General features: G+C 71.5%; 26 protein-coding genes. 13 read left to right on the top strand and 13 right to left on the bottom strand.

The annotated features are described in order from the left end of the window. From IIE03_RS10145 to IIE03_RS10135, 3 genes are read right to left on the bottom strand one after another with little or no spacing between them, the layout of a single operon-like run. Positions 1-927, bottom strand: a complete 927-nt coding sequence (locus IIE03_RS10145; protein WP_225997553.1) for a carbohydrate ABC transporter permease — start codon at positions 925-927, stop codon at positions 1-3. A 1-nt stretch (position 928) separates the two neighbouring features. Then, entirely contained in the window at positions 929-1,843 is a 915-nt protein-coding gene (locus tag IIE03_RS10140) for a carbohydrate ABC transporter permease (RefSeq protein ID WP_318842908.1), read from the bottom strand. An 11-nt stretch (positions 1,844-1,854) separates the two neighbouring features. Beyond that, the gene (locus IIE03_RS10135) at positions 1,855-3,252 is read right to left on the bottom strand and encodes an ABC transporter substrate-binding protein (RefSeq protein ID WP_192862636.1); all 1,398 of its coding nucleotides are present in this window, start codon (positions 3,250-3,252) and stop codon (positions 1,855-1,857) included. A 124-nt stretch (positions 3,253-3,376) separates the two neighbouring features. Between IIE03_RS10135 and IIE03_RS10130 the strand changes: the two genes are divergently transcribed. Both IIE03_RS10130 and IIE03_RS10125 read left to right on the top strand, forming a co-directional pair. Continuing rightward, positions 3,377-4,390, top strand: coding sequence for a LacI family DNA-binding transcriptional regulator (locus IIE03_RS10130; RefSeq protein ID WP_192862635.1), 1,014 nt, complete (start codon positions 3,377-3,379; stop codon positions 4,388-4,390). A gap of 110 nt (positions 4,391-4,500) precedes the next feature. Beyond that, positions 4,501-6,159, top strand: a complete 1,659-nt coding sequence (locus IIE03_RS10125; RefSeq protein ID WP_192862634.1) for a sialidase family protein — start codon at positions 4,501-4,503, stop codon at positions 6,157-6,159. 48 nt (positions 6,160-6,207) lie between these two features. On the opposite strand, the gene IIE03_RS10120 is transcribed toward IIE03_RS10125, so the two are convergent. Next, a complete protein-coding gene (locus IIE03_RS10120) occupies positions 6,208-6,660 on the bottom strand; it encodes a DUF4383 domain-containing protein (RefSeq protein WP_192862633.1) in 453 nt (150 codons plus the stop codon). 232 nt (positions 6,661-6,892) lie between these two features. Here IIE03_RS10120 and IIE03_RS10115 point away from each other — a divergent pair, with 232 nt between their 5' ends. The 3 genes from IIE03_RS10115 (at position 6,893) to IIE03_RS10105 (ending at position 8,102) form a co-directional block, all read left to right on the top strand. Continuing rightward, positions 6,893-7,375: a DUF892 family protein gene (locus IIE03_RS10115; RefSeq protein ID WP_192862632.1), complete on the top strand. Its 483-nt coding sequence runs from the start codon at positions 6,893-6,895 to the stop codon at positions 7,373-7,375. A gap of 37 nt (positions 7,376-7,412) precedes the next feature. Continuing rightward, entirely contained in the window at positions 7,413-7,703 is a 291-nt protein-coding gene (locus tag IIE03_RS10110) for a hypothetical protein (RefSeq protein ID WP_192862631.1), read from the top strand. A gap of 96 nt (positions 7,704-7,799) precedes the next feature. After that, positions 7,800-8,102 (top strand): hypothetical protein, encoded by a 303-nt coding sequence (locus IIE03_RS10105; protein WP_192862630.1) that lies wholly within the window; start codon positions 7,800-7,802, stop codon positions 8,100-8,102. Here the strand turns inward: IIE03_RS10105 and map are convergent. Continuing rightward, positions 8,077-8,874, bottom strand: a complete 798-nt coding sequence (map, locus tag IIE03_RS10100; RefSeq protein WP_192862629.1) for a type I methionyl aminopeptidase — start codon at positions 8,872-8,874, stop codon at positions 8,077-8,079. The two genes, IIE03_RS10105 and map, sit on opposite strands and share 26 nt — an antisense overlap. Before the next feature lie 67 nt (positions 8,875-8,941). Between map and IIE03_RS10095 the strand changes: the two genes are divergently transcribed. After that, the gene (locus tag IIE03_RS10095) at positions 8,942-9,244 is read left to right on the top strand and encodes a helix-turn-helix domain-containing protein (protein WP_192862628.1); all 303 of its coding nucleotides are present in this window, start codon (positions 8,942-8,944) and stop codon (positions 9,242-9,244) included. A 28-nt stretch (positions 9,245-9,272) separates the two neighbouring features. On the opposite strand, the gene IIE03_RS10090 is transcribed toward IIE03_RS10095, so the two are convergent. After that, a complete protein-coding gene (locus IIE03_RS10090; protein ID WP_192862627.1) occupies positions 9,273-10,856 on the bottom strand; it encodes an MFS transporter in 1,584 nt (527 codons plus the stop codon). Between the two features lie 108 nt (positions 10,857-10,964). Between IIE03_RS10090 and IIE03_RS10085 the strand changes: the two genes are divergently transcribed. Continuing rightward, positions 10,965-11,558, top strand: coding sequence for a helix-turn-helix domain-containing protein (locus IIE03_RS10085; RefSeq protein ID WP_192862626.1), 594 nt, complete (start codon positions 10,965-10,967; stop codon positions 11,556-11,558). A 58-nt stretch (positions 11,559-11,616) separates the two neighbouring features. Here IIE03_RS10085 and IIE03_RS10080 read toward each other — a convergent pair whose 3' ends face one another. The 3 genes from IIE03_RS10080 to IIE03_RS10070 form a co-directional block, all read right to left on the bottom strand. Next, positions 11,617-12,159, bottom strand: coding sequence for a sugar O-acetyltransferase (locus IIE03_RS10080; protein WP_192862625.1), 543 nt, complete (start codon positions 12,157-12,159; stop codon positions 11,617-11,619). Between the two features lie 201 nt (positions 12,160-12,360). Then, entirely contained in the window at positions 12,361-12,852 is a 492-nt protein-coding gene (locus IIE03_RS10075; protein ID WP_192862624.1) for a hypothetical protein, read from the bottom strand. Beyond that, positions 12,849-13,406: an RNA polymerase sigma factor gene (locus IIE03_RS10070; protein ID WP_192862623.1), complete on the bottom strand. Its 558-nt coding sequence runs from the start codon at positions 13,404-13,406 to the stop codon at positions 12,849-12,851. Before IIE03_RS10070 ends, IIE03_RS10075 begins: the two co-directional genes overlap by 4 nt. A 199-nt stretch (positions 13,407-13,605) precedes the next feature. Between IIE03_RS10070 and IIE03_RS10065 the strand changes: the two genes are divergently transcribed. Genes IIE03_RS10065 through IIE03_RS10055 form a run of 3 tightly spaced genes read left to right on the top strand, consistent with a single transcriptional unit; the run spans position 13,606 to position 17,434 of the window. Then, a complete protein-coding gene (locus IIE03_RS10065) occupies positions 13,606-14,904 on the top strand; it encodes a dicarboxylate/amino acid:cation symporter (protein WP_192862622.1) in 1,299 nt (432 codons plus the stop codon). 23 nt (positions 14,905-14,927) lie between these two features. Further along, positions 14,928-15,692, top strand: a complete 765-nt coding sequence (ddaH, locus tag IIE03_RS10060) for a dimethylargininase (protein WP_192862621.1) — start codon at positions 14,928-14,930, stop codon at positions 15,690-15,692. A gap of 50 nt (positions 15,693-15,742) precedes the next feature. Next, entirely contained in the window at positions 15,743-17,434 is a 1,692-nt protein-coding gene (locus IIE03_RS10055; protein WP_318842907.1) for a glycoside hydrolase family 13 protein, read from the top strand. A 30-nt stretch (positions 17,435-17,464) separates the two neighbouring features. Here IIE03_RS10055 and IIE03_RS10050 read toward each other — a convergent pair whose 3' ends face one another. Continuing rightward, a complete protein-coding gene (locus tag IIE03_RS10050) occupies positions 17,465-18,043 on the bottom strand; it encodes a DUF2867 domain-containing protein (RefSeq protein ID WP_192862620.1) in 579 nt (192 codons plus the stop codon). Positions 18,044-18,200: 157 nt separating this feature from the next. Between IIE03_RS10050 and IIE03_RS10045 the strand changes: the two genes are divergently transcribed. After that, the gene (locus IIE03_RS10045) at positions 18,201-18,704 is read left to right on the top strand and encodes a GNAT family N-acetyltransferase (RefSeq protein ID WP_192862619.1); all 504 of its coding nucleotides are present in this window, start codon (positions 18,201-18,203) and stop codon (positions 18,702-18,704) included. Between the two features lie 34 nt (positions 18,705-18,738). On the opposite strand, the gene IIE03_RS10040 is transcribed toward IIE03_RS10045, so the two are convergent. The 3 genes from IIE03_RS10040 to IIE03_RS10030 form a co-directional block, all read right to left on the bottom strand. Further along, a complete protein-coding gene (locus tag IIE03_RS10040) occupies positions 18,739-19,101 on the bottom strand; it encodes a potassium channel family protein (protein WP_192862618.1) in 363 nt (120 codons plus the stop codon). 116 nt (positions 19,102-19,217) lie between these two features. After that, a complete protein-coding gene (pip, locus tag IIE03_RS10035; RefSeq protein ID WP_192862617.1) occupies positions 19,218-20,180 on the bottom strand; it encodes a prolyl aminopeptidase in 963 nt (320 codons plus the stop codon). Positions 20,181-20,266: 86 nt separating this feature from the next. Further along, entirely contained in the window at positions 20,267-21,019 is a 753-nt protein-coding gene (locus IIE03_RS10030) for a TetR/AcrR family transcriptional regulator (RefSeq protein ID WP_192862616.1), read from the bottom strand. A 94-nt stretch (positions 21,020-21,113) separates the two neighbouring features. Between IIE03_RS10030 and IIE03_RS10025 the strand changes: the two genes are divergently transcribed. Next, entirely contained in the window at positions 21,114-22,094 is a 981-nt protein-coding gene (locus IIE03_RS10025) for an ATP-binding cassette domain-containing protein (protein ID WP_192862615.1), read from the top strand. Then, positions 22,091-22,882 carry an ABC transporter permease gene (locus IIE03_RS10020; protein WP_192862614.1) on the top strand — a complete coding sequence of 264 codons (792 nt, stop codon included), beginning with the start codon at positions 22,091-22,093 and terminating at the stop codon, positions 22,880-22,882. The genes IIE03_RS10025 and IIE03_RS10020 overlap by 4 nt, the downstream gene beginning before the upstream one ends. Positions 22,883-23,022: the final 140 nt, after the last annotated feature.

Raw genomic sequence — 23,022 nt, 5'->3', positions numbered from 1 at the left:
TCAGCCCTTGACGCTTCCGGCGAGGATGCCGTTGATGAAGTGCTTCTGGAGCGCGATGAAGAGGATCAGGAGCGGGACGAGGGCGACGGACGCGGCGGCCAGGAGCTCGCCGGTGACGGTGGCGTAGTCGGCGCCGATGCGGTTGCCGGTGATGTTCTGCGCGAGGGTCGACAGCACGACCTGCAGCGTGGCCATCCGCTCGGAGCTGGCGGCGACCACCGGCCAGACGAAGTCGTTGTAGATGTTCATGACGGTGAGCACCGCGAGACCGGCCATGGCGGGGCGGATCACGGGCAGCACGATCCGGGTGAAGATGCCCAGCTCGCCGCACCCGTCGACCCGTGCCGCGTCGATCAGTTCGTCCGGCACGGCGGCGATCACCTGGCGCATCCAGAAGATCGCGAAGGCGTCGACCGCCCCGGGCAGGATCAGTGCCTGGTAGGTGTTCACCCAGCCCAGCGCCTTCATCTCCAGCAGCAGCGGGATGATGAGCACGATGGTGGGGAGCATGAGGGTGATCAGCACGGTCCCGAAGAGCAGCTCGCGGCCGGCGAACCGGTACTTCGCAAAGGCGTAGGCGGCCAGCGGCGCGCAGAACAGGGTGAGGCTGCCCTTGGCCACCAGAACGACGGCAGTGTTGAGGAAGCCCTGCCCGATCGGGACGTCGGCGAACATCCGCCGGTAGTTCTCGACCGTGAGCGTCGTGACGTCCAGCCCCAGGGGGTCCGAGACGATCTCGGCGGCCGGCTTGAAGGCCGAGACCAGCGCCCACGCGATCGGGGCGAGCGCGGCGACGGCCAACAGGAGCAGGAAGCCCTGGGCTCCCGCGGCCCTCAGGACGCGGCCCATGAGCGGGGCGGGGGCACGCGGCGGGGCGACGCGGGGCGCGACGGCGGGGTCCCGGCGGGCCGTGGTCGTGGCGGTCATGTCAGTCCTCCGTCCGCAGCAGCCGGACGAACATCAGGGAGAGCGCCATCACGATGATCACCAGCAGGAACGAGTTCGCCGATCCGGTGCCCAGGTCGGCGCGCGTGATGTGCTCGTACAGGTAGAGGCCGGCCGTGGTCGTGGAGTTGTAGGGCCCGCCGTCGGTGACGACGAACGGCTCCGCGAACATCTGGAAGACGGCCAGGGTCTGGATCACGATCGAGAACATGAGGGTGCGCCGGACCAGCGGAACGGTGATGCTCCACAGCTGGCGCGCCCGCGAGGCGCCGTCGATCGCCGCGGCCTCGTAGACCCCCGCGTCGATGGACTGCAGGCCGGACAGCAGGATGATCACGATGAACCCGGTCGTCTTCCAGCCGAACAGCAGCGCCAGGGTGGGTTTGGCGAACTCGCTGGTGGTGAGCCAGCCGACGTCGGGCAGGCCGACGAGGTTCAGCAGGCCGTTGACGGCGCCGTAGTCGCGGTCGAAGACGACGACCCAGATCTGGGCGACCGCGACGAGCGGCGTGACGAACGGGACCAGGAAGGCGATCCGGTAGAACGACCGCATCCGGATCCTCGCGCTGTTCAGCAGCACCGCGACCAGCAGCGCCAGCACCATCTGGGCCGGCACGACCAGCAGCCACATCACCCCGGAGTTGGCCAGGGAGCCCCAGAACATCTCGTTGCCCAGCAGGTAGGCGTAGTTGTCCCAGCCGACCCAGGTGGCCGCGCCGGAGCCGCGCCAGTCGGTGAAGCTCAGGCGCAGCGTGAAGAGCATCGGGTAGACGCCGAAGGCGCAGAACAGCGCGACGAACGGCGCGACGAACAGGTACGGGGCGACGCGGCGGGGCAGCCGGGGCCGCGTGAGCACACGGCCCCGGCTCGGTGGCGCACCCAGGACGAAACTGCTCACGGCCGGATCGCTCACTGCCGGTCGACGAGGTTCGTCCGGATGTCCGCGTCGGACTGCTCGATGACCTCGTCCGGGGTCATGTCGCCGTCGTACATACGCTGGAGGTTCGTACCGAGGTAGTCGACCGCCCCGGCCCACCAGGACGGGGTCGGGGCGCCGCCGGGGATCTCCGCGCCCGCCTCCACGGCGGTGGTCCACAGGTCCTGGCCGCCCAGCCCTTCGACGGGGCCGAACAGCGGCGTGGCGGGATCGGCCGCCGGGATGTAGGCGGGGATCGACGTCGCCAGGCCGTTCGGATAGGTGTCGTTCGCGCCCCACACCGCCGACCAGCCGTCCTCGTGGAACATGAGGAACTCGTAGAACAGCCAGGCCAGATCGGCGTTCTCGCCGGCCCGGGGCAGCACGAAGGACGAGCCGCCCATGGCGCCGGACCGGGCGCCGCCCTCCTCCCACGCCGGCAGGGGCATGGCGCGCCAGTCGCCGCTCGTCTTCGTGAGCTGCTGCTCCGGGGCAAAGCTGAACCAGATCGCCCACGGGTAGAAGACCTGGTCGCCGGACTCCAGGGCGCCGACGTCGCTGGGGGAGAGGTACTCGGCGCGGGTGCCCAGGCCCTCGTCGTCGACGGTGTCGAGCCAGCCGAGGATCTGCCGGTACTCGTCGCTGTCGAGGCGCAGCTCCCCGTTCTCGTCGGCGAGGCTCGTGCCGAGCTGGCTCGCGTACATCTCGAGCTGGAGCTGGCCGAGGAACGGGCTCTGCTCCAGGTGGATCGGCGCCGAGCCGGGGTTCTCGTCCTGGTAGGCGCGGGCGGCGTCGAGCAGGTCGTCGTAGGTCTCGATCTCCGTGGCGTCGATGCCGGCCCGGGTCAGCGCCTTCTCGTTGTAGTAGAGCAGCCCGGGGTCGAGATCGAACGGGACGCCGTAGATGCCGCCGTCGAGCGAGTTGACGTCGACCTTCTGCGGCGCGATGTCATCGAGGTACGGCGCCATGACGCCGGACAGGTCCCAGAGGTGGTCGGCGAAGCCGGCGACCTTGGCGTCGTCGAGGAAGACGCCGTCGGGCACGTCGGTCTCGGTGATCAGGGTGTTCTGCAGCTTCGCGTCGATGTCGACGGCCTCGTGATGCACGACGACGTCCGGGTAGACCTCGTTGAAGTCGTCGATGACGGCGTCGAACACGTTGAACAGGTCGCCTGAGCGGTCCCAGATCGTGATCTCGCCCCGCGGCGACTCCTCGGCCGGAGCCTGGAGCCGGTCCGCGGCGGCGGTGTCCGACGCCGTGCCCGGCTCGCCGCTGGAGATGGCGGGGCCGCAGGCCGTCAGGGCGGACGTCGCGGCGAGGATCCCGGCCGCGACACCCGCCGCGCGTCGCCGGGTGGCGGCTGCGCGCCGCCGGGGGGTCTTCGGGTGCATGGGCACTCCCTTGTGCGTGCCCGGCGCGGCGTGCGCCGAGCGATTTGCCAACGTGTGCAAACTAGCCCTGTTTTGCGCACGTTGCAAGGCCTATCCTTGGAACACGTCGACACGAGGAGGGAACGTGCCGGTCACACTGCGCGACGTCGCTCAGAGGGCCCAGGTCTCGGTGAGGACCGTTTCGAACGTCGTTGCGGGGTACACGCACGTCAGCGAGCGGACGCGGCGCCGGGTCGAGGAGGCGATCGCGGAGCTCGACTACCGGCCCAATCCCGTGGCGCGCACCCTGCGCACCGGGCGGACGGGCGTTCTGGCGCTCGTCGTGCCGGAGATCGACGTGCCGTACTTCGCCGAGCTCGCGCGCGAGGTGATCGAGGCGGCGGCCGCGGTCGGATACCGCGTCATGATCGACCAGACCGGCCACGACCACGAGCGCGAACGGCTCCTCCTGACCGGGGCGGACCGCACGATGCTCTTCGACGGCATCCTGTTCAGCCCGCTGGTCACGCCCGACGAGCTCGGCCAGATGGAGCCGAGCACCTCGATGCCCCTCGTGCTGCTCGGTGAGCACGACTTCGACGGCCGGTACGACCATGTCGCCATCGACAACGTCCAGGCCGCCTACGACGCCACCGCTCACCTCGTCGCGACCGGCCGCACCCGGGTCGCGGCCATCGGTGCGCAGCCGGCCGAGGACTACAGCACCCCGCGCCAGCGGACCGTGGGTTACGAGCGCGCGCTGCGCGACGCCGGGCTGACGCCCGACCCCGGACTCCTCCGGCCCGCCGCCCACTACAGCCGCGCCGACGGGTACGCCGCCACGACCGCGCTGCTGCGGCTGCCCGATCCGCCCGACGCGATCTTCTGCTACTCCGACCTGCTCGCCATGGGTGCGATGCGCGCCGTCTTCGACGCCGGCCGCAGCGTGCCGGACGACGTCGCCGTGATCGGCATCGACGACATCGACGAGGGCAGGTACGCCCACCCGAGCCTGTCCAGCGTCTCGCTCGACACGCCGTTCATCGCGCAGCAGGCGATCGCCCGGATCTCGGCCCGGATCGCCGAGCCCGACACCCCGGCGATCCAGGTCAAGGCGCCGCACATCGTGGTGGAGCGGGAGAGCACGAGCCGCCGCTGAGTTCCGTCCTGGGTCTTGCAACGTGCGCAAATGCCTGCGACAGTTCTTTGCAACGTCCGCAAACGGACGGTTGTCCCCTGCGCATACGCACGACGAGGAGGTCTTGCGAGATGACTTCGCACGACAGGACCAGGCGCCTGCTCGCCACCCTGGCGGCCCTGGCGTTCGCGGTGGTGGGCGTGCCCGCCGCCACCGCGGCGCCCGAAGCGGCCGCCGCGGAACCGGGCGACGTGCTCTACAGCCCCGACCTGAACCAACACCCCTCCGGCACGGCCGGGTACCCCCGGGCGATCCGCCTCGACCACGACCAGAGCCCCGACCCGACGATGCTCGCGACGTTCGCCCGGGCGGGGGTCGAGCCGAACACGGTGCTGCCCGTCTACCGCAGCACGGACGGCGGCCAGAGCTGGAACCACGTCTCGACGCTCGGCTCGAACACCCCCGGCTGGGACCTCGAGGCCCCCACCCTCTACGAGGTCCCCCGCGACATCACCGGACTGAACGCCGGCGACATCCTGGCGGCCGGCACGGCCTGGGACGTCGGCGACTACAGCGCCCAGAAGGTCGAGGTCTTCCGCTCGACCGACCAGGGCGCCACCTGGCAGTACCTCTCGGTCTGCACCCAGACGTCCGGACTCCCGGACACCTGGGGACACGGCATCTGGGAGCCGGTCTTCCTCGTCACCGACGACGACCGGCTGGCGTGCTTCATCTCCGACGAGCGCCCCGCCGGCAGCCCGACCAACAACCAGGTCATCGGCCACTACACGTCGTCGGACGGCGGTGTCACCTGGAGCCCGGACATGACCGTCGACGTCTCGTTCCCTGGTGACAACCTGCGCCGGCCCGGGATGCAGACCTTCGCGGAGCTGCCGAACGGCGAGTACGTCATGGCGTACGAGATGTGCCGCGACGCCACCGACCCGGACCATGCCTGCGAGGTGTACGTCAAGCGCAGCGCGAACGGCTACGACTGGGGCGCCGCGGGAGACGCCGGAACCATCGTCCGGACCGCCGACCAGCGCGAACTGCTCCACACGCCGTACATCTCCTGGATCCCCGGCGGCGGGCCGGACGGGACGGTCCTTCTCTCCGGCCAGCGGGTCGTCTCCGGCCCGACGGGCGGCAAGACGGTGCTCGAGGAGTCCGGGACCGTGCTGTTCGCGAACACGGCCCTCGGGACGGGGGCCTGGACGGAGGCCGCCACGCCGGTGACCGTCGACCCGACCGGCGGCTACGCGCCGGGCGTGCCCTCGTGCCCGGGATACTCCACCCCGGCGATCCCCCGCGAGGACGGCACCAGCTACCTGTATCTCGCCGCCACCTGGCTCGGCACGGGCAACCAGTGCGAGGTGCGCTTCGGGATCGGCGCCCTGCCCGGTCCGACCGGGCACATCGAGGGCCCGGACGGTCTCTGCCTCGACGTCGACACCAACACGGCCGCCAACGGCAACGCGGCACAGCTGTGGACCTGCAACGAGGCGACCGGGCAGTCGTGGTCCATCGGCGGGGACGGAACCATCCGGGCGTTCGGCAAGTGCCTGGACGTGGACGCCAACGGCACCGCCAACCACACCCCGGTGCAGCTGTGGGAGTGCAACGGCTCCGGCGCGCAGCAGTGGCAGGCGGGCGACAACGGCTCTCTCGTGAACCCGCAGTCGGGCCGCTGCCTCGACATCCCCGAGGGCAACGCCGTCGTGGGCACCGACCTGCAGATCTACGACTGCAACGGGCTCTGGACCCAGACCTGGACCCTTCCGGCGCCCTGACCCGGCACACTCCGGACAAGTCCTCGCGGGACGTCGCCGGGCGGGCTGTCACCCGCCCGGCGACGTCGGCCCCGCCGTCGTGGCGCCGGGCCGTCGCCGGGGCCACAGTGCGATGACGAGACCGGCCACGGCACTGAGAGCGTGCAGCCAGTTGTCGGCGGTGTTGATGTTGAGCACGTTGATCGCCGGGTCGTTCACCGCGAACAGGCCGTAGACGAAGGCCGCACCGTAGCCCACGGCGAGCAGCCAGCCGAAGGTGCGTGCCCCGCCGGGACTCACCCACAGCGTGACCCCCAGGAGGCCGATCAGCAGGTGCACGATGTTGTGCAACGGGTTGATCGCGAAGCCGAGCAGCGTCTGGCCGTCCTCGTGCTCGGCGAATCCCTCGAATCCGGTGACGAAGAATCCCGCGATGCCCACCAGGAGATAGACCGCGCCGATCGCCAGGGCGAGCCACTGGAACGGTGCTCGCGTACGCGTCGTGTGCATGGATTGCGTCATGGCGCTTCTCCATTCTGAGTGGTGGTCGTACGACCAGCCTTCGGGGGAGGAGATCCACTCGCAACCGCCCGCGCGATCCACCGGCGACGGCCCGGGCGGTCGCGGGCGAGTTGCCAGTGGGCGTCGTCTCCCTACGGTGGGAATCAGGTCCAGAATCAGGCCGACGCGCGTGAAGCGACGCCGCGCGCCGCGGACCTGTGCGCGACGGCGTCGGCCCGAACGGAGGATCGACATGACGTCACGCGAGAAGATCATCGACTGGCTGAACGACGCGCACGCGATGGAGCTGGCCCTCGAGGAGAACCTGACCCGCCACGCCAAGGACGCCGAGGGCGACGCGGTGGTCCAGGCCAGGATCGAACAACACGTCGAGGAGACCCGGCGGCAGGCGGAGACCGTGCGCGGCTGCATCGAGACGCTCGGCGGCGAGCTCTCCGCCGGCAAGGACCTGTTCGCCAAGATGTTCGGGGCGATGCAGGGCATGGCCAACCGGCCGATGGCCGACACGATGGTCAAGAACGCCATCGCCGACTACGCCGCCGAGCACTTCGAGATCGCCTGCTACCGCGCCCTCATCGACGCGTGCGAGGAGATCGACGCCCAGGACGTGGCCGTCCGCTTGACCGAGATCCTGCGCGAGGAGGAGGCCATGGCGAAGTTCCTCGAGCAGAAGCTGCCGGGCGCCGTCCGCACGGCGCTCGCCGACGCCGCATAGTCCAGTGTGCAGTCCGCTGCGTAGACCGGGAGGCATCATGGCTGACAAGTCCCAGAGCAGAACCACCACCGACCACGACGAGATCCGCGGCTGGGTCGAGCAGAACGGCGGGAGCCCGGCGAGCGTGCGCGGCACGGCCGAGGGCGGTGACGCCGGCGTGCTGCGTATCGACTTCCCCGGCGGTGCCGGCGAGGAAGAACTCGAGCCGATCAGCTGGGACAGCTGGTTCAAGAAGTTCGACGACGCCGGGCTGGCGTTCCTCTACCAGGCGGAACGCTCGGGAGGCGGCGACAGCACCTTCTTCAAGCTCGTCCGGGAGGGTGCCTGAGACGCCCGCGAGCCCGCGACCGGCATGGCCTTCACGTTCTCGTGGTTCTAGGCTGGGCGTGTCCCTCGTTCTACGACGACGTGGCGGTGGCGAGTCATGGCGTGGACCTTCCGGACGCGGACCAGGCGGGCGCCGGACCCGCTGGTCACTCTGCGGTTGCAGACCCGGCTCGGAGATCTCGCGTCCGAGCTGCGCCATGTCGAAGAGGATCCTGGTCTGTACGCGCGCGCCCATCATTGGCACGCCGTGCAGAGTGCGTACGACGCACTGCTGCGCGAGGCCTGCCGCCTTGCCGGAGTCCCGACGGAGGCTGCACCTCTGCGGGCGACCGAGCACTCCGTGGCGGACGAGCGTCTGCGGGAGGAGCTGGAGCTCAGCTCGCGCGGCTGGTCGTGGTGAGGGAGGCCGGCTCCGTGAGGACCTCGGCGCCGTCGTCGGTGATCGCGATCGTGTGCTCGCTGTGCGCCGTCCGGCAGCCCGTCGCGCTGCGGAGCGTCCAGCCGTCGGCGTCGGTGACGAGCTGATCCGTGTCCGCCATGACCCACGGCTCCAGGGCGAGCAGCAGCCCGGGACGCAGCTTGTAGCCGCGGCCGGGGCGTCCCGTGTTCGGGATCGAAGGCTCCTGGTGCATCCTCGAGCCGATCCCGTGACCTCCGAACTCGGTGTTGATCTGGTACCCCGCCGCGCCGAGGACCGTGCCGATGGCGTGGGAGACGTCACCGAGGCGAGCGCCGGTACCGGCGGCGGCGATCCCGGCGGCCAGGGCGCGTTCCGTGGCGTCGATCAGCGCGACGCTCTCCGGGGACCCCGAGCCGCCGACGACGAAGCTGATCGCGGAATCCGCGGCGACGCCGCCAAGGGAGACGGCGAGGTCGAGCGTCAGGAGATCGCCGTCGGCCAGTGCGTAGTCGTGGGGCATTCCGTGGAGTACGGCGTCGTTGACGGCCGTGCAGATGTAGTTGCCGAACGGCCCGCGCCCGAAGGACGGGGCGTAGTCGACGTAGCACGACGTCGCGCCCGCCTCGACGATCATCTCCTTCGTCCAGCGGTCGATGTCCAGGAGGTTCGTGCCGGCCGTGCTGCGGCCCCTGAGGGTCTGCAGGATGTGGGCGACCAGGGCGCCGGTTTCCCGGGCACGGGTCAGCTCGGCGGGGGTGAGGATCTCGATCATGCGGGGCACCTTCCCGTGCGTCCAATAACTATACCGGGAATACTATACCGGTACTAGAATCGGACCCATGGTCAGGTTGCCGCTCACCCCCGCCGACGTCGAACGCGGCCAGCGCCTCGGTGCCCTCCTGCGACGCGCGAGGGGAGCGCGCTCGATCCTCGAGACCGCGCTCGACGCCGGTGTCTCGCCGGAGACCCTCCGGAAGATCGAGTCGGGCCGCGTGGCCACCCCCGCCTTCCCGACCATCGCGGCGATCGCCGACGTCCTCGGCCTCTCCCTCGACGCGGTCTGGGCCGAGATCAGCCGGGCCGAACCGGATGCCGCGCCGGCCCGCTCCGGTACCGGCGCACCGGAGCGGCTGGCCTCCTAGGATTCGACGGCGCGGGCCGTGCCACCGCTCACCCGCCCGCCCGGCGCGTGGTGACCGCGAGGTTCCGGGCCGCCTCCGTCTCCTCGGCGGGACGGCGTGGACCGCGAGCGACGACGTAGAGGAACAGCGCGGCCATCACGACGACGCCGGCCCACATCGCCTGCTGCCAGCCGTCGACGAACGATTCCTGGGCGGCGCGTATCAAGGCCTGGGCGTCGGGGCCGGCGTGGCGTGCGGCGTCCAGGGCGTTGGCGACGCCCTGCCGCGCGGCGTCGGCCTGTTCCAGGGGGACGCCGGTGAGCCGGCCGTCGACGGCGTCGCGGTAGCCGGCGGAGAGGAGTGCCCCGAGCAGGGCCACGCCGAGGGCGGTGCCGAGCTCGCGGGTGATGTCGTTGAGCGCGGAGGCGACCCCTTGCCGGTGGCGGGGCAGGGCGCTGGTGATGGCCTCGGTGGAGGGCGTCATGGCCAGGCCCATGCCGGCTCCCATCGCGAGCATGCCGGGAAGGATCGAGGGGTATCCGCCGTCGACGGAGACCCCGGAGGCCATGAGGGCGAGCCCGGCTCCGGCCAGTGCGACCCCGGCGGCCATGGTCGCGCGGGCGCCGATGCGCGCGGCCAGCCGGGGCGCGAGGCCCGACGTGACCATCATCAGCACGGCCATGGGCATCAGCGCCGCGGTGGATACCAGCCCCGACCAGCCGACGACGACCTGGAGGAACGGGAACAGGACGACGAAAATGCCCGCCTGGACCCCGAAGACCGCCAGCAGGGTGATCGATCCGCCTGCCAAGGCGCGCTCACCGAACAGGCGCACGTCCAGCAGTGCGGCGTCCCGCCGTCGCCGTTCCCACAGCACGAAGCCGACGGCGGCGGTGACGCCCACGAACAGGCCGAGCAGCGTCGTGGGATCGGACCAGCCTCGTTCCGGCCCTTCCTGGAGGGCGACGATGAGCCCGGTCGCCGCCACGGCGGACGTCACGGCGCCGCCGATGTCGAAGCCGTACGTGGAGGTCTCACGGGAGTCGGGAACGGACCGGATCGCCATGGCGGCCGAGGCGACGACGAGGACGACGGGCAGGGCGAACAGCCAGCGCCAGTTCGCCAGGTCCACCAGCGCGGCCGACAGGAACATGCCCAGGATGCCGCCCCCGCCGGCCACGCCGGTCCAGATGCCGATGGCCTGCCCGCGCTCCTCATCGGGAAAGGTCGACGTGATGACAGCGAGGGTGATCGGCATGATCATCGCGGCGCCGACGCCGGCGAACAGGCGAGCGGCGAACAGGATCTCGGCGGAGGGCGCCAGTGCCGCCGTCGCGTTGGCGATGCCGAAGACGGCCAGGCCGGCCAGCAGCACGGGCTTGCGGCCGAGGCGGTCACCGACCGCGCCGAGGGGCAGGAGAAGCGCGGCCAGGGCGAGCGTGTAGATGTTGATGATCCACAGGACGGTGCTCTGGGAGACGCCGAAGGTGACGGCGAGGTCGGGCTGGGCGACGTTGAGCCCGGAGACCGACGCGATGACGGCCATCAGGGCGAGGCAGACGGTGATCAGGATCGTGCGGCGCTGTCGCGCGTCGGGCGCTTTCGGGCGGGGAGCGGTGCTGTTCGTGGTCATCGGGTCCTCTCATGGCGTGCGGGGACGGCGCCGGAGCGGGCGCTGCGGCGCCGGGCAACGGGACAGGACGCTAACCACGGATTGCTATGCAGGCATACAATATTGCTTATGACGCAAGAAGATGGCGGGCTGGACGGCCTGGTGCGCAAACGCATCCGCGCTCTGCGCGTGGCCCAGGGCTGGTCCCTCGAAGAACTGGCCGCCCGCGCACGCGTGAGCCAGTCCACGCTCAGCCGCATCGAGAACGGCCGGCGACGTCTGGCCCTGGACCAGCTCGTCACCCTGGCCCGGGCGCTGGACACGTCCCTCGATCAGCTCGTGGAGACCGAGGTGGACGACGTCGTCTCCAACGCGACGAGCGAGGGGGCGCACGGCGGACTGCGCTGGCCGATCAAGGCCCAGCCGGGCATGACCGTGGTACGCCAGCGCATGACCGATCCGCCGCCCGACAACCCCTCCCGCATGCGCGCCCACCCCGGCCGCGAGTGGCTGGTCGTCATCTCGGGCACGGCGACGCTGCTCCTGGGCAGTCGGCGCCTGCGCATCGAGACCAACCAGGCGGCGGAGTTCCCCACGATGCTCCCGCACGCCATCGGAGCCGAGGGCGGACCGTGCGAGGTACTCGGCATCTTCGACCGCGACGCCCGGCGCGGCCACCAGCGCGGGGGAGAGGCCGGGAGGTCGGATCGCTTGCGGCAGTGACCTGGATGGGGCCTCGGGACCTCAGCTCGCGAGGAGTCGTGTCCAGGCGTGCCTGCGATCACCACGTGCGCCGCACCGCTGCCTTTGTGCCCGTCACGAGAGTCCGCGCCGGGACGTCGTCGGCCACGATCGATCCGGCCGCGATCACGGCGTCGCGGCCTATGCTCACGCCGGGCAGGATCGTGGCACCGGCACCGATCCAGACGTTCTCCGCCACGTCGATGGGGCCGCCGGTCAGCCAGACCTTGCGGTCGTCGGTGTCGACCGGGTGGCCCACGGTGACGAACGTGACCTTCGGCGCGACCATCACGCGGTCGGCCAGCCGGATGCCGGCGTAGTCCAGGAAGGTGCAGCCCTGGTTGATGAAGACTCGCTCGCCGAGGTCCAGGTTGAGGCCGTGATCCGTGTAGAACGGCGGGTAGATCGTGGCGCGCGGCGGCAGCGGTCGGCCCAGGATCTCCGTGAACAGCGCGGCCTTGCCGGCGTCGTCGTCGAACGGCAGGACGTTGAGCCGGGAGGTCAGTTCCGTGGCTCGCAGGACCCTCTCGGACATGGCCTGGAACTCGGGGCTGTGGATGCGCATGAGGAAGTCGCTGGGCATCTGGTGATCTTGCCCTACCCGGGTGACTACTCCGGCGGCGCGGCCCGCCTGCTCAGTGGGCCGCGCCGTCCGTGTTCCGGGCCGGTCCGGGTCACGTCAGCAGGAGGAACACTCCTCCGGTGAGGATCACGGCGGCCGCGATGACGGCGATCGCGAGTCCCTTCGGGCCGAAGCGGCGGCGGATGAGCTTGGCGTTGTGGGTCATGGCGTCTCCAGGTCTCGTGCGGTCAGTTCACGTTCGCGGCGCAGCAGCGCGGCTCGCCGTCGTCGGGCACGGACGAGCAGCGTGGCGGCGACGACGGTCAGCGCCGCGCCGACCAGGAGCGGCGCCCAGGGACCGGCACCCCGCTGCACGGTCACGACGACGAGCAGGGCCGACGTGGCGAGCGACGCGACCAGGCCGATCCACGCCGCCACCACCTGGTCGGCGGCGAACAGCGGCACCTTCCTGCGCAACAGCCAACTTCCGTAGCCCGCCCACGCCAGGCAGACGGCGCTCAGCAGCGCGAATCCCACCTGGGTACGCACGGGCAGCGGCCCCGGCTCGGTCCACCACAGCGCGGTCACGAACACCGCCCCGGCCAGGCCGAGCACCAGCATGGCCACCGCCCGGACCCGGGCGCGGGCCGACAGCGCCGGCCCCAGTCGTGCCACGACCTCGTGGGCCGGCACGCCGGGCATCTCCTGTGTCATGCCTCCATTCCCTTCTCCTCCAGCCGTTCGCGCAGCAGCCGCCGCGCGCGGTGCAACCGGGACTTCACCGTGCCCACCGACACGTCGCACACCCGTGCGCAGTCCGCGACCGAGAGGTCCTCCAGGTAGTGCAGGACGAGCACCTCACGCTCCGGCACGGGGAGGTCGGCGAGGTGTGCGACGGCCTCCGCCCGGTCGAGCAGGCCGCCGATCGGGTCGTGGAGGGCGGTGTCGGACAGGGTGTCGGACGGATCGAGGTCGTCGAGATCCCGCACCGTCTGGTGCGTCCGCGAGGCGTACCGGTCACGCAGGTGGTTGGCCACCGCACGCCGCACGATCGTGAAGAGCCACGGGGCGAACCGCTCCGGTTCCCGCAGCCGCGGCAGCGCGCGCACGATCGCGAGCCAGGCGTCCTGCGCGACGTCGTCCGCGCGCTGCGCGTCCAGCATCCGCCGCACGTACGTCCATACGGGCGTCTGCCACCGCGCCACGAGTTCCTCCAGAGCGGACCGGTCGCCCAGCTGGGCCCGTACCACCAGTAGCTCGTCGCTCATCTCGCCTCCCCTCACCCGTACAGTCGCGCGGCGTGCCCGCGAGGTTCACGCCGAGCCCTCCGAATGTCCGCGCGGCGGCCGGTCACCGGCGAGACACCCCGAAATGCGTCGGAAACGCCACGTCTTCATCGATATAACGGCACCTCCCTACCCTCCCCCGAAAGCGGCCGCCCGGCCGCTCCGAGTACCGGGAGGTCCCATGCAGGCCTGGAGAAACCCTGCCTTGCAGATCGGTGTCGCGGCGGTGGCCGGAGTCGCCTTCGGGCTCCTCGCCGGCGAGTGGGCGGCCAACCTGAAGTTCGTCGGCGACCTCTTCATCCGCCTCATCCAGATGTCGATCGTGCCGCTCGTGATGGCGTCGGTGATCGTCGCGACGGGCTCCATGAGCGGCAAGGGCGCGGGCCGGCTCGCGGCGCGCACCTTCGCCTGGATGATCTCGCTCTCCGTCGTCGCGGCGGTGCTCGCCTGGATCCTGAGCGTCCTGATCCGGCCGGGGGCCGGGATGGTGTTCGACGGCGAGCTCGACCCCACGCTGCAGGACTCCGCCGCGGAGGCCTCGGGGTGGCAGGACACGGTGCTCGGCTTCGTGTCGACCAACGTCGTCGAGGCGATGTCGACGGCCGACATGGTGCCGATCATCGTCTTCTCATTGCTGTTCGGAGCGGCGCTGAACGGCTATGTCGCCAGGACGGGCAACCGGCTCGTGCTCCGATTCTTCGACCAGGTGCAGCAGGTCGTCCTGGCGATGATCCGGCTCGTCATGCACATCGCGCCCGTCGGCGTGTTCTGCCTCTTGGCGGCGCTCACCGGCGACGTCGGGTTCGCCGTCGTGACGACGGCGCTGAGCTACCTCGGCACGACACTCCTCGGCGTCGTCATCCTGATCGTGCTGTTCGTCGCGATCGTCGCCCTGCGCACCCGGCTCAGCCCGTGGAGGCTGCCGCGCAAGCTCGCCGAGCAGACGGCGATCGCCGTCACCACCACGAGCTCGGCCGTCACCTTCCCGACGGTGCTGCGCAACGCCGTGGCAAAGGTCGGCATCAGCCGGCGCGTCGCGAACTTCACGCTGTCCGTCGGCCTCACGATGGGCTCGTACGGCGCCGTCCTCAACTACATGATCGTCGTGATGTTCCTCGCCCAGGCCGGCGACGTCGACCTGACGGCCGGTCAGATCGTCCTGGGGATGGCGCTCGCCGTGCTCCTCAACATGGGCACCATCACGGTCCCGGGCGGGTTCCCCGTCGTCGCGATGTTCCTCGCGACGTCGCTCGGGCTACCGTTCGAGGCCGTGGGGCTGCTCATCGCCGTGGACTGGTTCACCGGCATCTTCCGGACGTTCCTCAACGTCAACGGCGACACGCTCGTCGCCATGCTCGTCGCGAACGCGAGCGACGAGCTCGACCGGGAGGTCTACGACGACCGCAAGACCGTCGCGGCGGCGCACGTCGACACCTCCGACCTCGAGGAGGAGTTCGCGCGGGCGGACGACGCGGACTGACCGCCGCCTGAGAGGATTTCGGCATGACACCCCGAGCCCTCGTCCGCCGCCCCAGCCCTCGCCTCGCCGAAGGCCTGGTCACCCACATCGACCGCCGGCCGGTCGACGTCGACCTGGCCGGCCGCCAGTGGGAGGCGTACGTCGCGGCGCTGCGTGCCGAGGGCTGGGAGACCATCGAGGTGCCGCCGGCCGACGACTGCCCCGACTCGGTGTTCGTCGAGGACACCGTGCTCGTGTACGGCGACCTCGCCGTGATCTCCCGGCCGGGAGCCGACGAGCGCAAGCCCGAGACCGCGGGCACGGAGCGCACGCTCCGTGACCTCGGCTACCGCATCGCGCACATCGAGGCGCCCGGCACGCTGGACGGCGGGGACGTGCTCAAGCACGGCGGCACGGTCTGGGTCGGCCTCGGCGGGCGGACCAACCAGGAGGGCGTCGACCAGCTCGCCGTGCATCTCGAGCCGCTCGGGGCCACGGTGATCGGCGTGCCGCTCACCAAGGTGCTCCATCTCAAGTCCGCGGTGACGGCGCTGCCCGACGGCACCGTCGTCGGCTACGAGCCGCTCGTCGACGATCCGTCCGTGTGGCCGACGTTCCTGGCGGTGCCGGAGGAGGAGGGTGCGCACGTCGTGCTCCTCGACGAGAGGACCGTGCTGATGTCGACGAGTGCGCCCCGGACGAAGGAGCTCCTCGAGGCGCGCGGCCTGCGGGTCGTCGCGGTCGACATGACCGAGTTCGAGAAGCTCGAGGGCTGCGTCACGTGCCTCTCGGTGCGGCTGCGCGGTTGATCGAAGGGCCGCCATCGTGCGCTGAGCCGGTGCGGGATACGTTGGCATCCGTGACCGAAGTTCTCGAGACCGACCTGACCCCCGACGAGACGGGCGGCGAGGCGACCTGGTGGCGCCAGGCCGCCGTCTACCAGATCTACCCGCGGGCCTTCGCCGACTCGAACGCCGACGGCATGGGGGACCTGCCGGGCATCACGAGCCGCGTGCCGTACCTGCGCAGCCTCCGGATCGACGCCGTCTGGCTCAGCCCGTTCTACCCGTCCGCGCTGGCCGACGGCGGGTACGACGTCGACGACTACCGGGACGTGGACCCACGGCTCGGCACGCTCGACGACTTCGACACGCTGGTGGCGGCGCTGCACGACGCCGGTATCAAGCTGATCGTCGACCTCGTCCCCAACCACACCTCGGACCGACACACCTGGTTCCGGGAGGCGCTGGCCTCGCCGAAGGGCTCGCCCGCCCGCGATCGGTACATCTTCCGGGACGGCAAGGGCCCGGACGGCGCGGAGCCGCCGGCGGACTGGACGTCGGTGTTCGGCGGGTCCGCCTGGGAGCCGGTGGGGGACGGGCAGTGGTACATGCACCACTTCGCCGTGCAGCAGCCGGACCTGAACTGGAACAACCCCGAGGTGCGCGAGGACTTTCTGCACACGCTGCGCTTCTGGTCGGACCGCGGCGTCGACGGCTTCCGCGTGGACGTGGCGCACGGCCTCGCCAAGAACCTCGGCCCGACGCTCCCCAACCAGGCCGAGCTCGACGCCCTGCCCAAGGACGGCAACCACCCGCTGTGGGACCGGGACGACGTGCACGAGATCTACGCCGGCTGGCGCAAGGTCTTCGACTCCTACGACCCGCCCCGCACCGCCGTCGCCGAGGCCTGGGTGGCCGCCGACCGTCGTGCGCGCTACGCCAGCGCGCACGGGCTCGGGCAGGCGTTCAACTTCGACCTCCTCGAGGCGGACTTCGACGCCGCGCAGTTCCGCGAGATCATCACGTTCAACCTCGAGTTGGCCAAGGCGTCGGGCTCGTCGACCACGTGGGTGCTGTCCAACCACGACGTCGTCCGGCACGCGACCCGCTACGGCCTGCCACCGCGCGGACCCGGCGCGGGAGGCGGCGACCACACCGCGGAGAAGCAGGGCCGGCAGTGGCTGCTCGCCCGAGGGGCCGAGCCCGTGCTGGAGCGTGCGCTCGGGCTGCGCCGGGCGCGCGCCGGGACCCTGCTCGAGCTGGCGCTGCCGGGGTCGTCCTACCTCTACCAGGGCGAGGAGCTCGGGCTGCACGAGGTGCCCGATCTCCCCGACGAGGCCCGCCAGGACCCGACGTTCTTCCGCAGCGGCGGCTTCGACGTCGGCCGGGACGGCTGCCGGGTCCCCCTGCCGTGGACGCGCGACGGCGTGTCGTTCGGCTTCGGCGACGCGCCCGCCGACCTGCCGCAGCCCGCCTGGTTCGCCGACCATGCGGTAGAGGCCGAGGACGGCGACCCCGCCTCGACGCTGACCCTCTACCGCCGGGCGCTGGCCCTGCGCCGCGAGCTGCAGACGGCCGAGAGGCTGACGTGGCTCGACGTCGACGGGGACGACGTGCTCGCCTTCGGCCGCCCGGGCGGGTGGCTGTGCGTCACGAACTTCGGCGCCGACGCTGTCGAACTGCCCGCCGGTGAGGTGCTGCTCACCAGCGCCCCGCTGGACGACGACGGCCGCCTCCCCGGCGCGACGACGGCCTGGCTGCGGGAGTGATCGCCGGGGCGACCGGTCGGGATCATCCGTCTACGTCGTGCTGTCACGGCTCCACCGCGCGCCGAGCTCTCGCATGAGCGGCGGGTACACGAACAGGTAGCGGAACGGCTTGATCAGCGCCATGTAGAAACGCCCGAACCAGCCGTTCGTCCGCACGAGCACCGCGATGCGCGTGACGTGGCCGCGATCGTCCGGCGCGATGCTGAGGTGCAGGACCCCGTGAACCGTGGCGTTGGCGAGCTCGGCCGCGTACTCGTCGTCGGTGAGGTAGAGCGGTGTGAAGGGCGACGCCGGACCGGCCTCGGGGGGTGTGCCCCGCAGCTCCGCCGGAACGCGTTCGGCCAGGCTCGCGACGCGCCCGTCGGTGCCATGGCCGTCGTCGTCCCATCCGAGGAGTTCTCCGAGCCGCCACCGGACGGCGAAGAGGAATCGCGAGATGGCCGACGGCGAGCGGTTCGGGTCTCCGTCGGCCATGTCCCGGACGGCGCGAGGGAACGTCTCAGGGGTGAGGCGGGCCGGGATCTCCCAGACGTCCTCCACCTCGAAGTCCGGGGCGATCTCGTGGATGAGCCAGTTGCGCTCGGTGTGGGTGCTCACGGGTACGCGCATCGCGGTCTCCATATCCATACGGTTCCGTATGGATCCGAGCGTAGACTTGGCGGCTGCTGCCGCCCCACTCCGACCTCGAGACCGCGGCCGCCGTGCGGCGTGCGCACCTGGCCCTGCTGCTGACGTCGTGACGAGTTCACGTGGCACGATGCCCGGCATGAGTTCTCCGGACCTGCCCCGCCTCCGCCGCGTCGCCGGATCGGACCTGGAGCACCTGACCGGCTTCCTCCACGACGTCGACCTCACGCTGAGCGGGCTCGACTCCCCGGCGGTACGGCTCTGGATCGACCGGGACGACGACGGCGCCATCACCGGCAGCACCGGCTTCGAGCTCAGCGAGGACGGCCGGCATGCCCTGGTCCGGAGCGTCGCCGTGCATCCGAACGCCCGGCGCGCGGGCTACGGCAGCGCCCTCGCGCGGTTCGCGCTGGAGGCCGCCGCCGATGCCGGCGTGGTGCGGGCCTGGCTGTTCAGCCGCCGGTCTGGGCCGTTCTGGCAGACGCTGGGCTTCGAGCCGGCCGACCGCGAGGAGCTGGCCGCGGTCCTCGCCGGGACCCACCAGGTCCGGCTGTTCCAGGAGTCGGGCCAGCTCGCACGCGAGGTCGCCTGGTCGCGGGCGCTTGCCGGAGCACGACCGGCTCCCGAGGCGGTCGCGCGGTAGCGCTTCCCGGCCGCCGCTCCGACGTCCGCCCGTGTCAATCCTCCGAGCGGCGATGCTTCCGCCGGGCCCGCCGGTCCGCGGCGTCCTTGGTCAGCGCGCTCGCCAGCGAGGCCGCGACCAGGACGTACAGCCCCACCGACAGCAGGGCGTAGAGCACGGTGAAGATCTTCGAGACCGGTCCGGTCGGGACGAGGTCCCCGTAGCCGATCGTCAGCCCGGTGACGATCGAGAAGTAGACCGCGTCCAGAACAGGCCAGCCCTCGGCGAGCGTGTAGAAGATCGTCGCGCTGACCAGGAGGATCAGAATCCCGCTCACCGCTCCGCGAAACGTCCCGTCCCGCCACGCGGTGCGGGCTGCGGCGACGAAGCGCCGGATCATGACCACGAGCCCCAGCATGTCAGGACACTATGTCGCCGCCGTCCGCCCGGCCACCGTGACCGACGGCGGCCGCGGCAGGTCCGGTGCAAGCGCGCGGTCGTGCCGCCGGCCCGGCGCCTTTGCCGGCACCGCCGTCAGCGCCTCCGGAACCGGTCCGTCGCCTCGATCAGGTGGTGCAGGATCCCGGGTTCGTCGAACGCGTGGCCCGCGTCCGGCACCACGGTCAGTTCCGAGCCCGGCCAGGCCCGGTGCAGCTGCCACGCCGTGACGGGCGGGCAGACGGCGTCGTACCGCCCCTGGACGATGGCGCCCGGGATGCCGTCGAGCTTGCCGACGTCGCGGATGAGCTGGCCCTCCTCCAGCCAGCCGCCGTTCGTGAAGTAGTGGAGCTCGATCCGGGCGAACGCCGCCGCCGTTCTCGGCTCGACGAAGTGCGCCACGAGCTCGGGCCGCTCCACGAGCGTCACGGTCTTCGCCTCCCAGCGGGACCAGGCCGCGGCGGCGGTCTCCCGGACGGCCGGGTCGGCGTCGTCGACCAGCTCGGCGAACGTCCGGAGCAGGTCGCCCGTGTCGCGGCCCTCCGGGACGGCGGCGAGGAGTTCCTCCCAGGCCTCGGGGAAGAGCGACGCCAGCTGCCCGCCGTAGACCCAGTCGAACTCCCGCCGGCGGAGGGTGAAGACGCCGCGCAGCACGAGCTCGGTGACCCGTTCGGGGTGGGTCTCGGCGTACGCGAGCGCGAGCGCGGAGCCCCACGACCCGCCGAACAGCTGCCATCGCTCGATCCCGAGCCGCTCCCGCAGCAGCTCGAGGTCGGCGACGAGGTGCCACGTCGTGTTCGCCGCGAGGTCCACGTCCGGATCGCTCAGGTGCGGTGTGCTGCGGCCGCATCCGCGCTGGTCCAGCAGCACGATCCGGTACGCGTCGGGGTCGAACAGGCGCCGGTGGTCCGGTGTCGTCCCGCCGCCCGGGCCGCCGTGCAGGAAGACGACGGGCTTGCCGTCCGGGTTGCCGGAGGTCTCCCAGTAGACGTGGTTGCCGTCGCCGACGTCGAGCATTCCGGAGTCGTACGGCTCGATGGCCGGGTAGAAGTCACGCATGGACTCATCCTCACGCAGGTCAGCGCGCCCCAGGGACGACGGCGAACGTGGCGGGCCGGGCGTGGGCGCGTGGCGGCGCCCGGGCCTCAGGACCTTCGGTCCACGTAGGCGACGACGCCGTCGATGATCCGCGCCAGTCCGAACTCGAGCTCCGCCGACGGGTCCGCCGACGCCTGGTACGCCGTCCCCGCCGCCGCGCCCACGCGGGCGGCGATCGGGTACTCGCGCCCCGCCATCAGCGTGCCGAGCTCCGCGGCGTTCGCCTCCCACCACTCGGCCTCGGACATGCCCGACTCCCGCTCGGCCTGCCGCATGCGCTCCTGCGAGCGGGCGATGTTTCCCGCGAACCCGATGAGCACGGCGACCGTCTGATCCATCTCCAGGTCGTCGAGGCCGATGTCCTCGATCCCGGAGAGCTGCCACTCGTACAGGTCCGACACCCCGGGCCCGATCCCGTTCTGCAGCGCCATCACGTCCGGCATCCACGGGTGCTCGCGGCAGATCTCGTAGTGCGTCCGGGCGATGAGCGCGAGGCGCTCGCGCAGGTCCGCGGGCATCGGCGGCAGCGTCCGACGCCGGAACACCTGGTCGGCCATCAGTGCCAGGAGCTCCTTGCGGCCGGGGACGTAGGTGTAGAGGCTCATCGCGCCGATCCCGAGCTCGGTGGCCAGCAGCCGCATCGTGAGCGCGTCCAGGCCGTCGCGGTCGGCGATCTTGATCGCGGCGTCGACCACGTCGTCCACGGTGAGGCTCTGCTTGCGGCCGCGCCGGGGTGCGGGCGGTTCGTCGAGGCCGTGCCGCCACAGGAGGCGCAGGACCGGGTCGGGCTGGTGTGCCATGCCCACCACGATAACTTTCGCGTACGACGTACGGAATAAGTGCTAGGGTGGGCGTGTTGAAAGCCGTACTGTGTACGAGAAAAGGAGCTTCGGCATGCCCGCACCACCTCTGATCGCCCGCGGCCTGCGCAAGAGATACGGCGACACGGTCGCCCTGAACGGATTCGACCTCGAGGTCGCCCCCGGCGCCGTGCACGCGCTGCTCGGCCCGAACGGGGCGGGCAAGAGCACCGCCGTGGGCGTCTTCGCCACGCTCACCCGCTGCGACGACGGCGAGGTGCGCGTCGCCGGCCACGACGTGCGCCGGGATGCCGCGGCCGTACGTGCCGCCATCGGGCTCGTCGGCCAGGGGACGGCGCTCGACGAGGTGCTGTTCGGGCGCGAGAACCTCGTGATGTTCGGGCGCCTCCACGGTCTGTCGCTCCCCGCCGCCCGCGAGCGCGCCGACGAACTCCTGGAGTCGTTCGGTCTCGCCGACGCGGCCGATCGGAAGGTGTCCACCTACTCCGGCGGGATGCGCCGCCGGCTCGACATCGCGGCCGGCCTCATCCGCCGCCCGGTGCTGCTGTTCCTCGACGAGCCGACGACGGGACTCGATCCCCGCGCCCGCAACGAGGTCTGGCAGACCATCCGGCAGGTCGTCGCCGCGGGGACCACGGTGCTGCTGACCACCCAGTACCTCGACGAGGCCGACCAGCTCGCCGACCGGGTCACCGTGATGAACCACGGCAAGGTCGTCGCCGAGGGGTCGCCGGCCGAGCTGAAGCGGCGCCTGGGCGGCGACCGGGTGCTCGTGACGGCCCCGCTGGGCGCGGACCTCGAGGCGCTCGCCACGAAGCTCGGCGGCGTCGCGGAGCACGAGCTGCGGCAGGTGGTGATCGAGGCCGGGCCGGAGGGCGGGGCCGCCGCGGTCACCGCTGTCGTGCGGGCGCTCGACGCCGAGGGCGTCGTCGTCGACGACATCCTGCTGCGCCGCCCGACCCTCGACGAGGTGTTCCTGAGCCTCACGGGCGCGGGGACGACGGCGCCCGCTCCGGCCGCTTCCACCCCGACGACCGAAGGAGGGCAGCGATGACCGCCATCGCCGCGACCCTGCAGCAGAGCTGGATCATCACCCAGCGTGACCTCAAGCACTGGCAGCGGGAGCCGTGGGCGCCGATCTTCTCCGTCCTGTTCTCCGTGATGCTCGTGCTGATGTTCGGGTACCTCCTGGGCGGGGCGATCACGATCCCGGGCGGGGGCGACTACCTGCCCTACCTGCTGCCCGGCGTCTTCGCGCTGTCGATGATGTTCGGGATCGAGGCGACGATGACCGCCGTCGCGAACGACTCGAAGAAGGGCGTCACCGATCGCTTCCGCTCGATGCCGATCAGCGGGGCGGCGGTGCCGCTCGGCCGGGCGGGGGCGGACCTGCTCAACTCCGCGGTCGAGCTCGCGGTGCTTCTGGTGGGCGGACTGCTGATCGGGTGGCGTGCCACCGGGGGCGCCGGGGGAGCGCTGCTGGCGGTCGGGCTGCTGCTGTGGTTCCGCTTCGCGATGCTGGTCGTCGGGGTGTTCCTCGGGCTCACGATCCGCGGCGAGGGCGGTGTGACGGCCGTCCAGGTGCTGGTGTGGCCGGCAGGCTTCCTGTCCAACGCGTTCGTGGCGCCCGAGTCGATGCCCGCGTGGCTCGGGTTCCTCGCGGAGTGGAGCCCGCTGTCGGCGACGGCGGCCGCGAGCCGGGAACTGTTCGGCAACCCGGCGGGCACATCGGGCGGGTTCCTCGCGGACAACGCCGTGCTGCTCGCGGTGCTGTGGCCCGCGGTGCTCGTGGCCGTGTTCGCGCCGCTCGCGGCGCGGGCCTACCGGAGGCTGTCGCGATGAGCGGCGGCTGACGGCGGGGCCGGGGCCAGGCGCCGGTCTGGGCGGCGCTCGGGCTGCTCTGACGGGCCTCGCCCTGATGGCCGTGCGCGCGAGGCTCCGGGCGAACCGGGACTGAGCGCGGGAGCGCCGCGCAGCGGCGT

It is taken from the genome of Myceligenerans pegani (genome assembly GCF_014892515.1).
Lineage (GTDB): Bacteria > Actinomycetota > Actinomycetes > Actinomycetales > Cellulomonadaceae > Myceligenerans > Myceligenerans pegani.
Note: the sequence above shows the minus strand (reverse complement) of the source record. Positions and strands in the feature narration are given on the sequence as shown.

Coding starts and splice junctions, on each gene's coding strand:
- IIE03_RS10145 (WP_225997553.1), bottom strand. CDS start 927: ATGACCGCCACGACCACGGCCCGCCGGGACCCCGCCGTCGCGCCCCGC.
- IIE03_RS10135 (WP_192862636.1), bottom strand. CDS start 3,252: ATGCACCCGAAGACCCCCCGGCGGCGCGCAGCCGCCACCCGGCGACGC.
- IIE03_RS10125 (WP_192862634.1), top strand. CDS start 4,501: ATGACTTCGCACGACAGGACCAGGCGCCTGCTCGCCACCCTGGCGGCC.
- IIE03_RS10120 (WP_192862633.1), bottom strand. CDS start 6,660: ATGACGCAATCCATGCACACGACGCGTACGCGAGCACCGTTCCAGTGG.
- IIE03_RS10115 (WP_192862632.1), top strand. CDS start 6,893: ATGACGTCACGCGAGAAGATCATCGACTGGCTGAACGACGCGCACGCG.
- IIE03_RS10110 (WP_192862631.1), top strand. CDS start 7,413: ATGGCTGACAAGTCCCAGAGCAGAACCACCACCGACCACGACGAGATC.
- IIE03_RS10105 (WP_192862630.1), top strand. CDS start 7,800: ATGGCGTGGACCTTCCGGACGCGGACCAGGCGGGCGCCGGACCCGCTG.
- map (WP_192862629.1), bottom strand. CDS start 8,874: ATGATCGAGATCCTCACCCCCGCCGAGCTGACCCGTGCCCGGGAAACC.
- IIE03_RS10095 (WP_192862628.1), top strand. CDS start 8,942: ATGGTCAGGTTGCCGCTCACCCCCGCCGACGTCGAACGCGGCCAGCGC.
- IIE03_RS10090 (WP_192862627.1), bottom strand. CDS start 10,856: ATGACCACGAACAGCACCGCTCCCCGCCCGAAAGCGCCCGACGCGCGA.
- IIE03_RS10085 (WP_192862626.1), top strand. CDS start 10,965: ATGACGCAAGAAGATGGCGGGCTGGACGGCCTGGTGCGCAAACGCATC.
- IIE03_RS10080 (WP_192862625.1), bottom strand. CDS start 12,159: ATGCCCAGCGACTTCCTCATGCGCATCCACAGCCCCGAGTTCCAGGCC.
- IIE03_RS10075 (WP_192862624.1), bottom strand. CDS start 12,852: ATGACACAGGAGATGCCCGGCGTGCCGGCCCACGAGGTCGTGGCACGA.
- IIE03_RS10070 (WP_192862623.1), bottom strand. CDS start 13,406: ATGAGCGACGAGCTACTGGTGGTACGGGCCCAGCTGGGCGACCGGTCC.
- IIE03_RS10065 (WP_192862622.1), top strand. CDS start 13,606: ATGCAGGCCTGGAGAAACCCTGCCTTGCAGATCGGTGTCGCGGCGGTG.
- ddaH (WP_192862621.1), top strand. CDS start 14,928: ATGACACCCCGAGCCCTCGTCCGCCGCCCCAGCCCTCGCCTCGCCGAA.
- IIE03_RS10050 (WP_192862620.1), bottom strand. CDS start 18,043: ATGCGCGTACCCGTGAGCACCCACACCGAGCGCAACTGGCTCATCCAC.
- IIE03_RS10045 (WP_192862619.1), top strand. CDS start 18,201: ATGAGTTCTCCGGACCTGCCCCGCCTCCGCCGCGTCGCCGGATCGGAC.
- IIE03_RS10040 (WP_192862618.1), bottom strand. CDS start 19,101: ATGCTGGGGCTCGTGGTCATGATCCGGCGCTTCGTCGCCGCAGCCCGC.
- pip (WP_192862617.1), bottom strand. CDS start 20,180: ATGCGTGACTTCTACCCGGCCATCGAGCCGTACGACTCCGGAATGCTC.
- IIE03_RS10030 (WP_192862616.1), bottom strand. CDS start 21,019: ATGGCACACCAGCCCGACCCGGTCCTGCGCCTCCTGTGGCGGCACGGC.
- IIE03_RS10025 (WP_192862615.1), top strand. CDS start 21,114: ATGCCCGCACCACCTCTGATCGCCCGCGGCCTGCGCAAGAGATACGGC.
- IIE03_RS10020 (WP_192862614.1), top strand. CDS start 22,091: ATGACCGCCATCGCCGCGACCCTGCAGCAGAGCTGGATCATCACCCAG.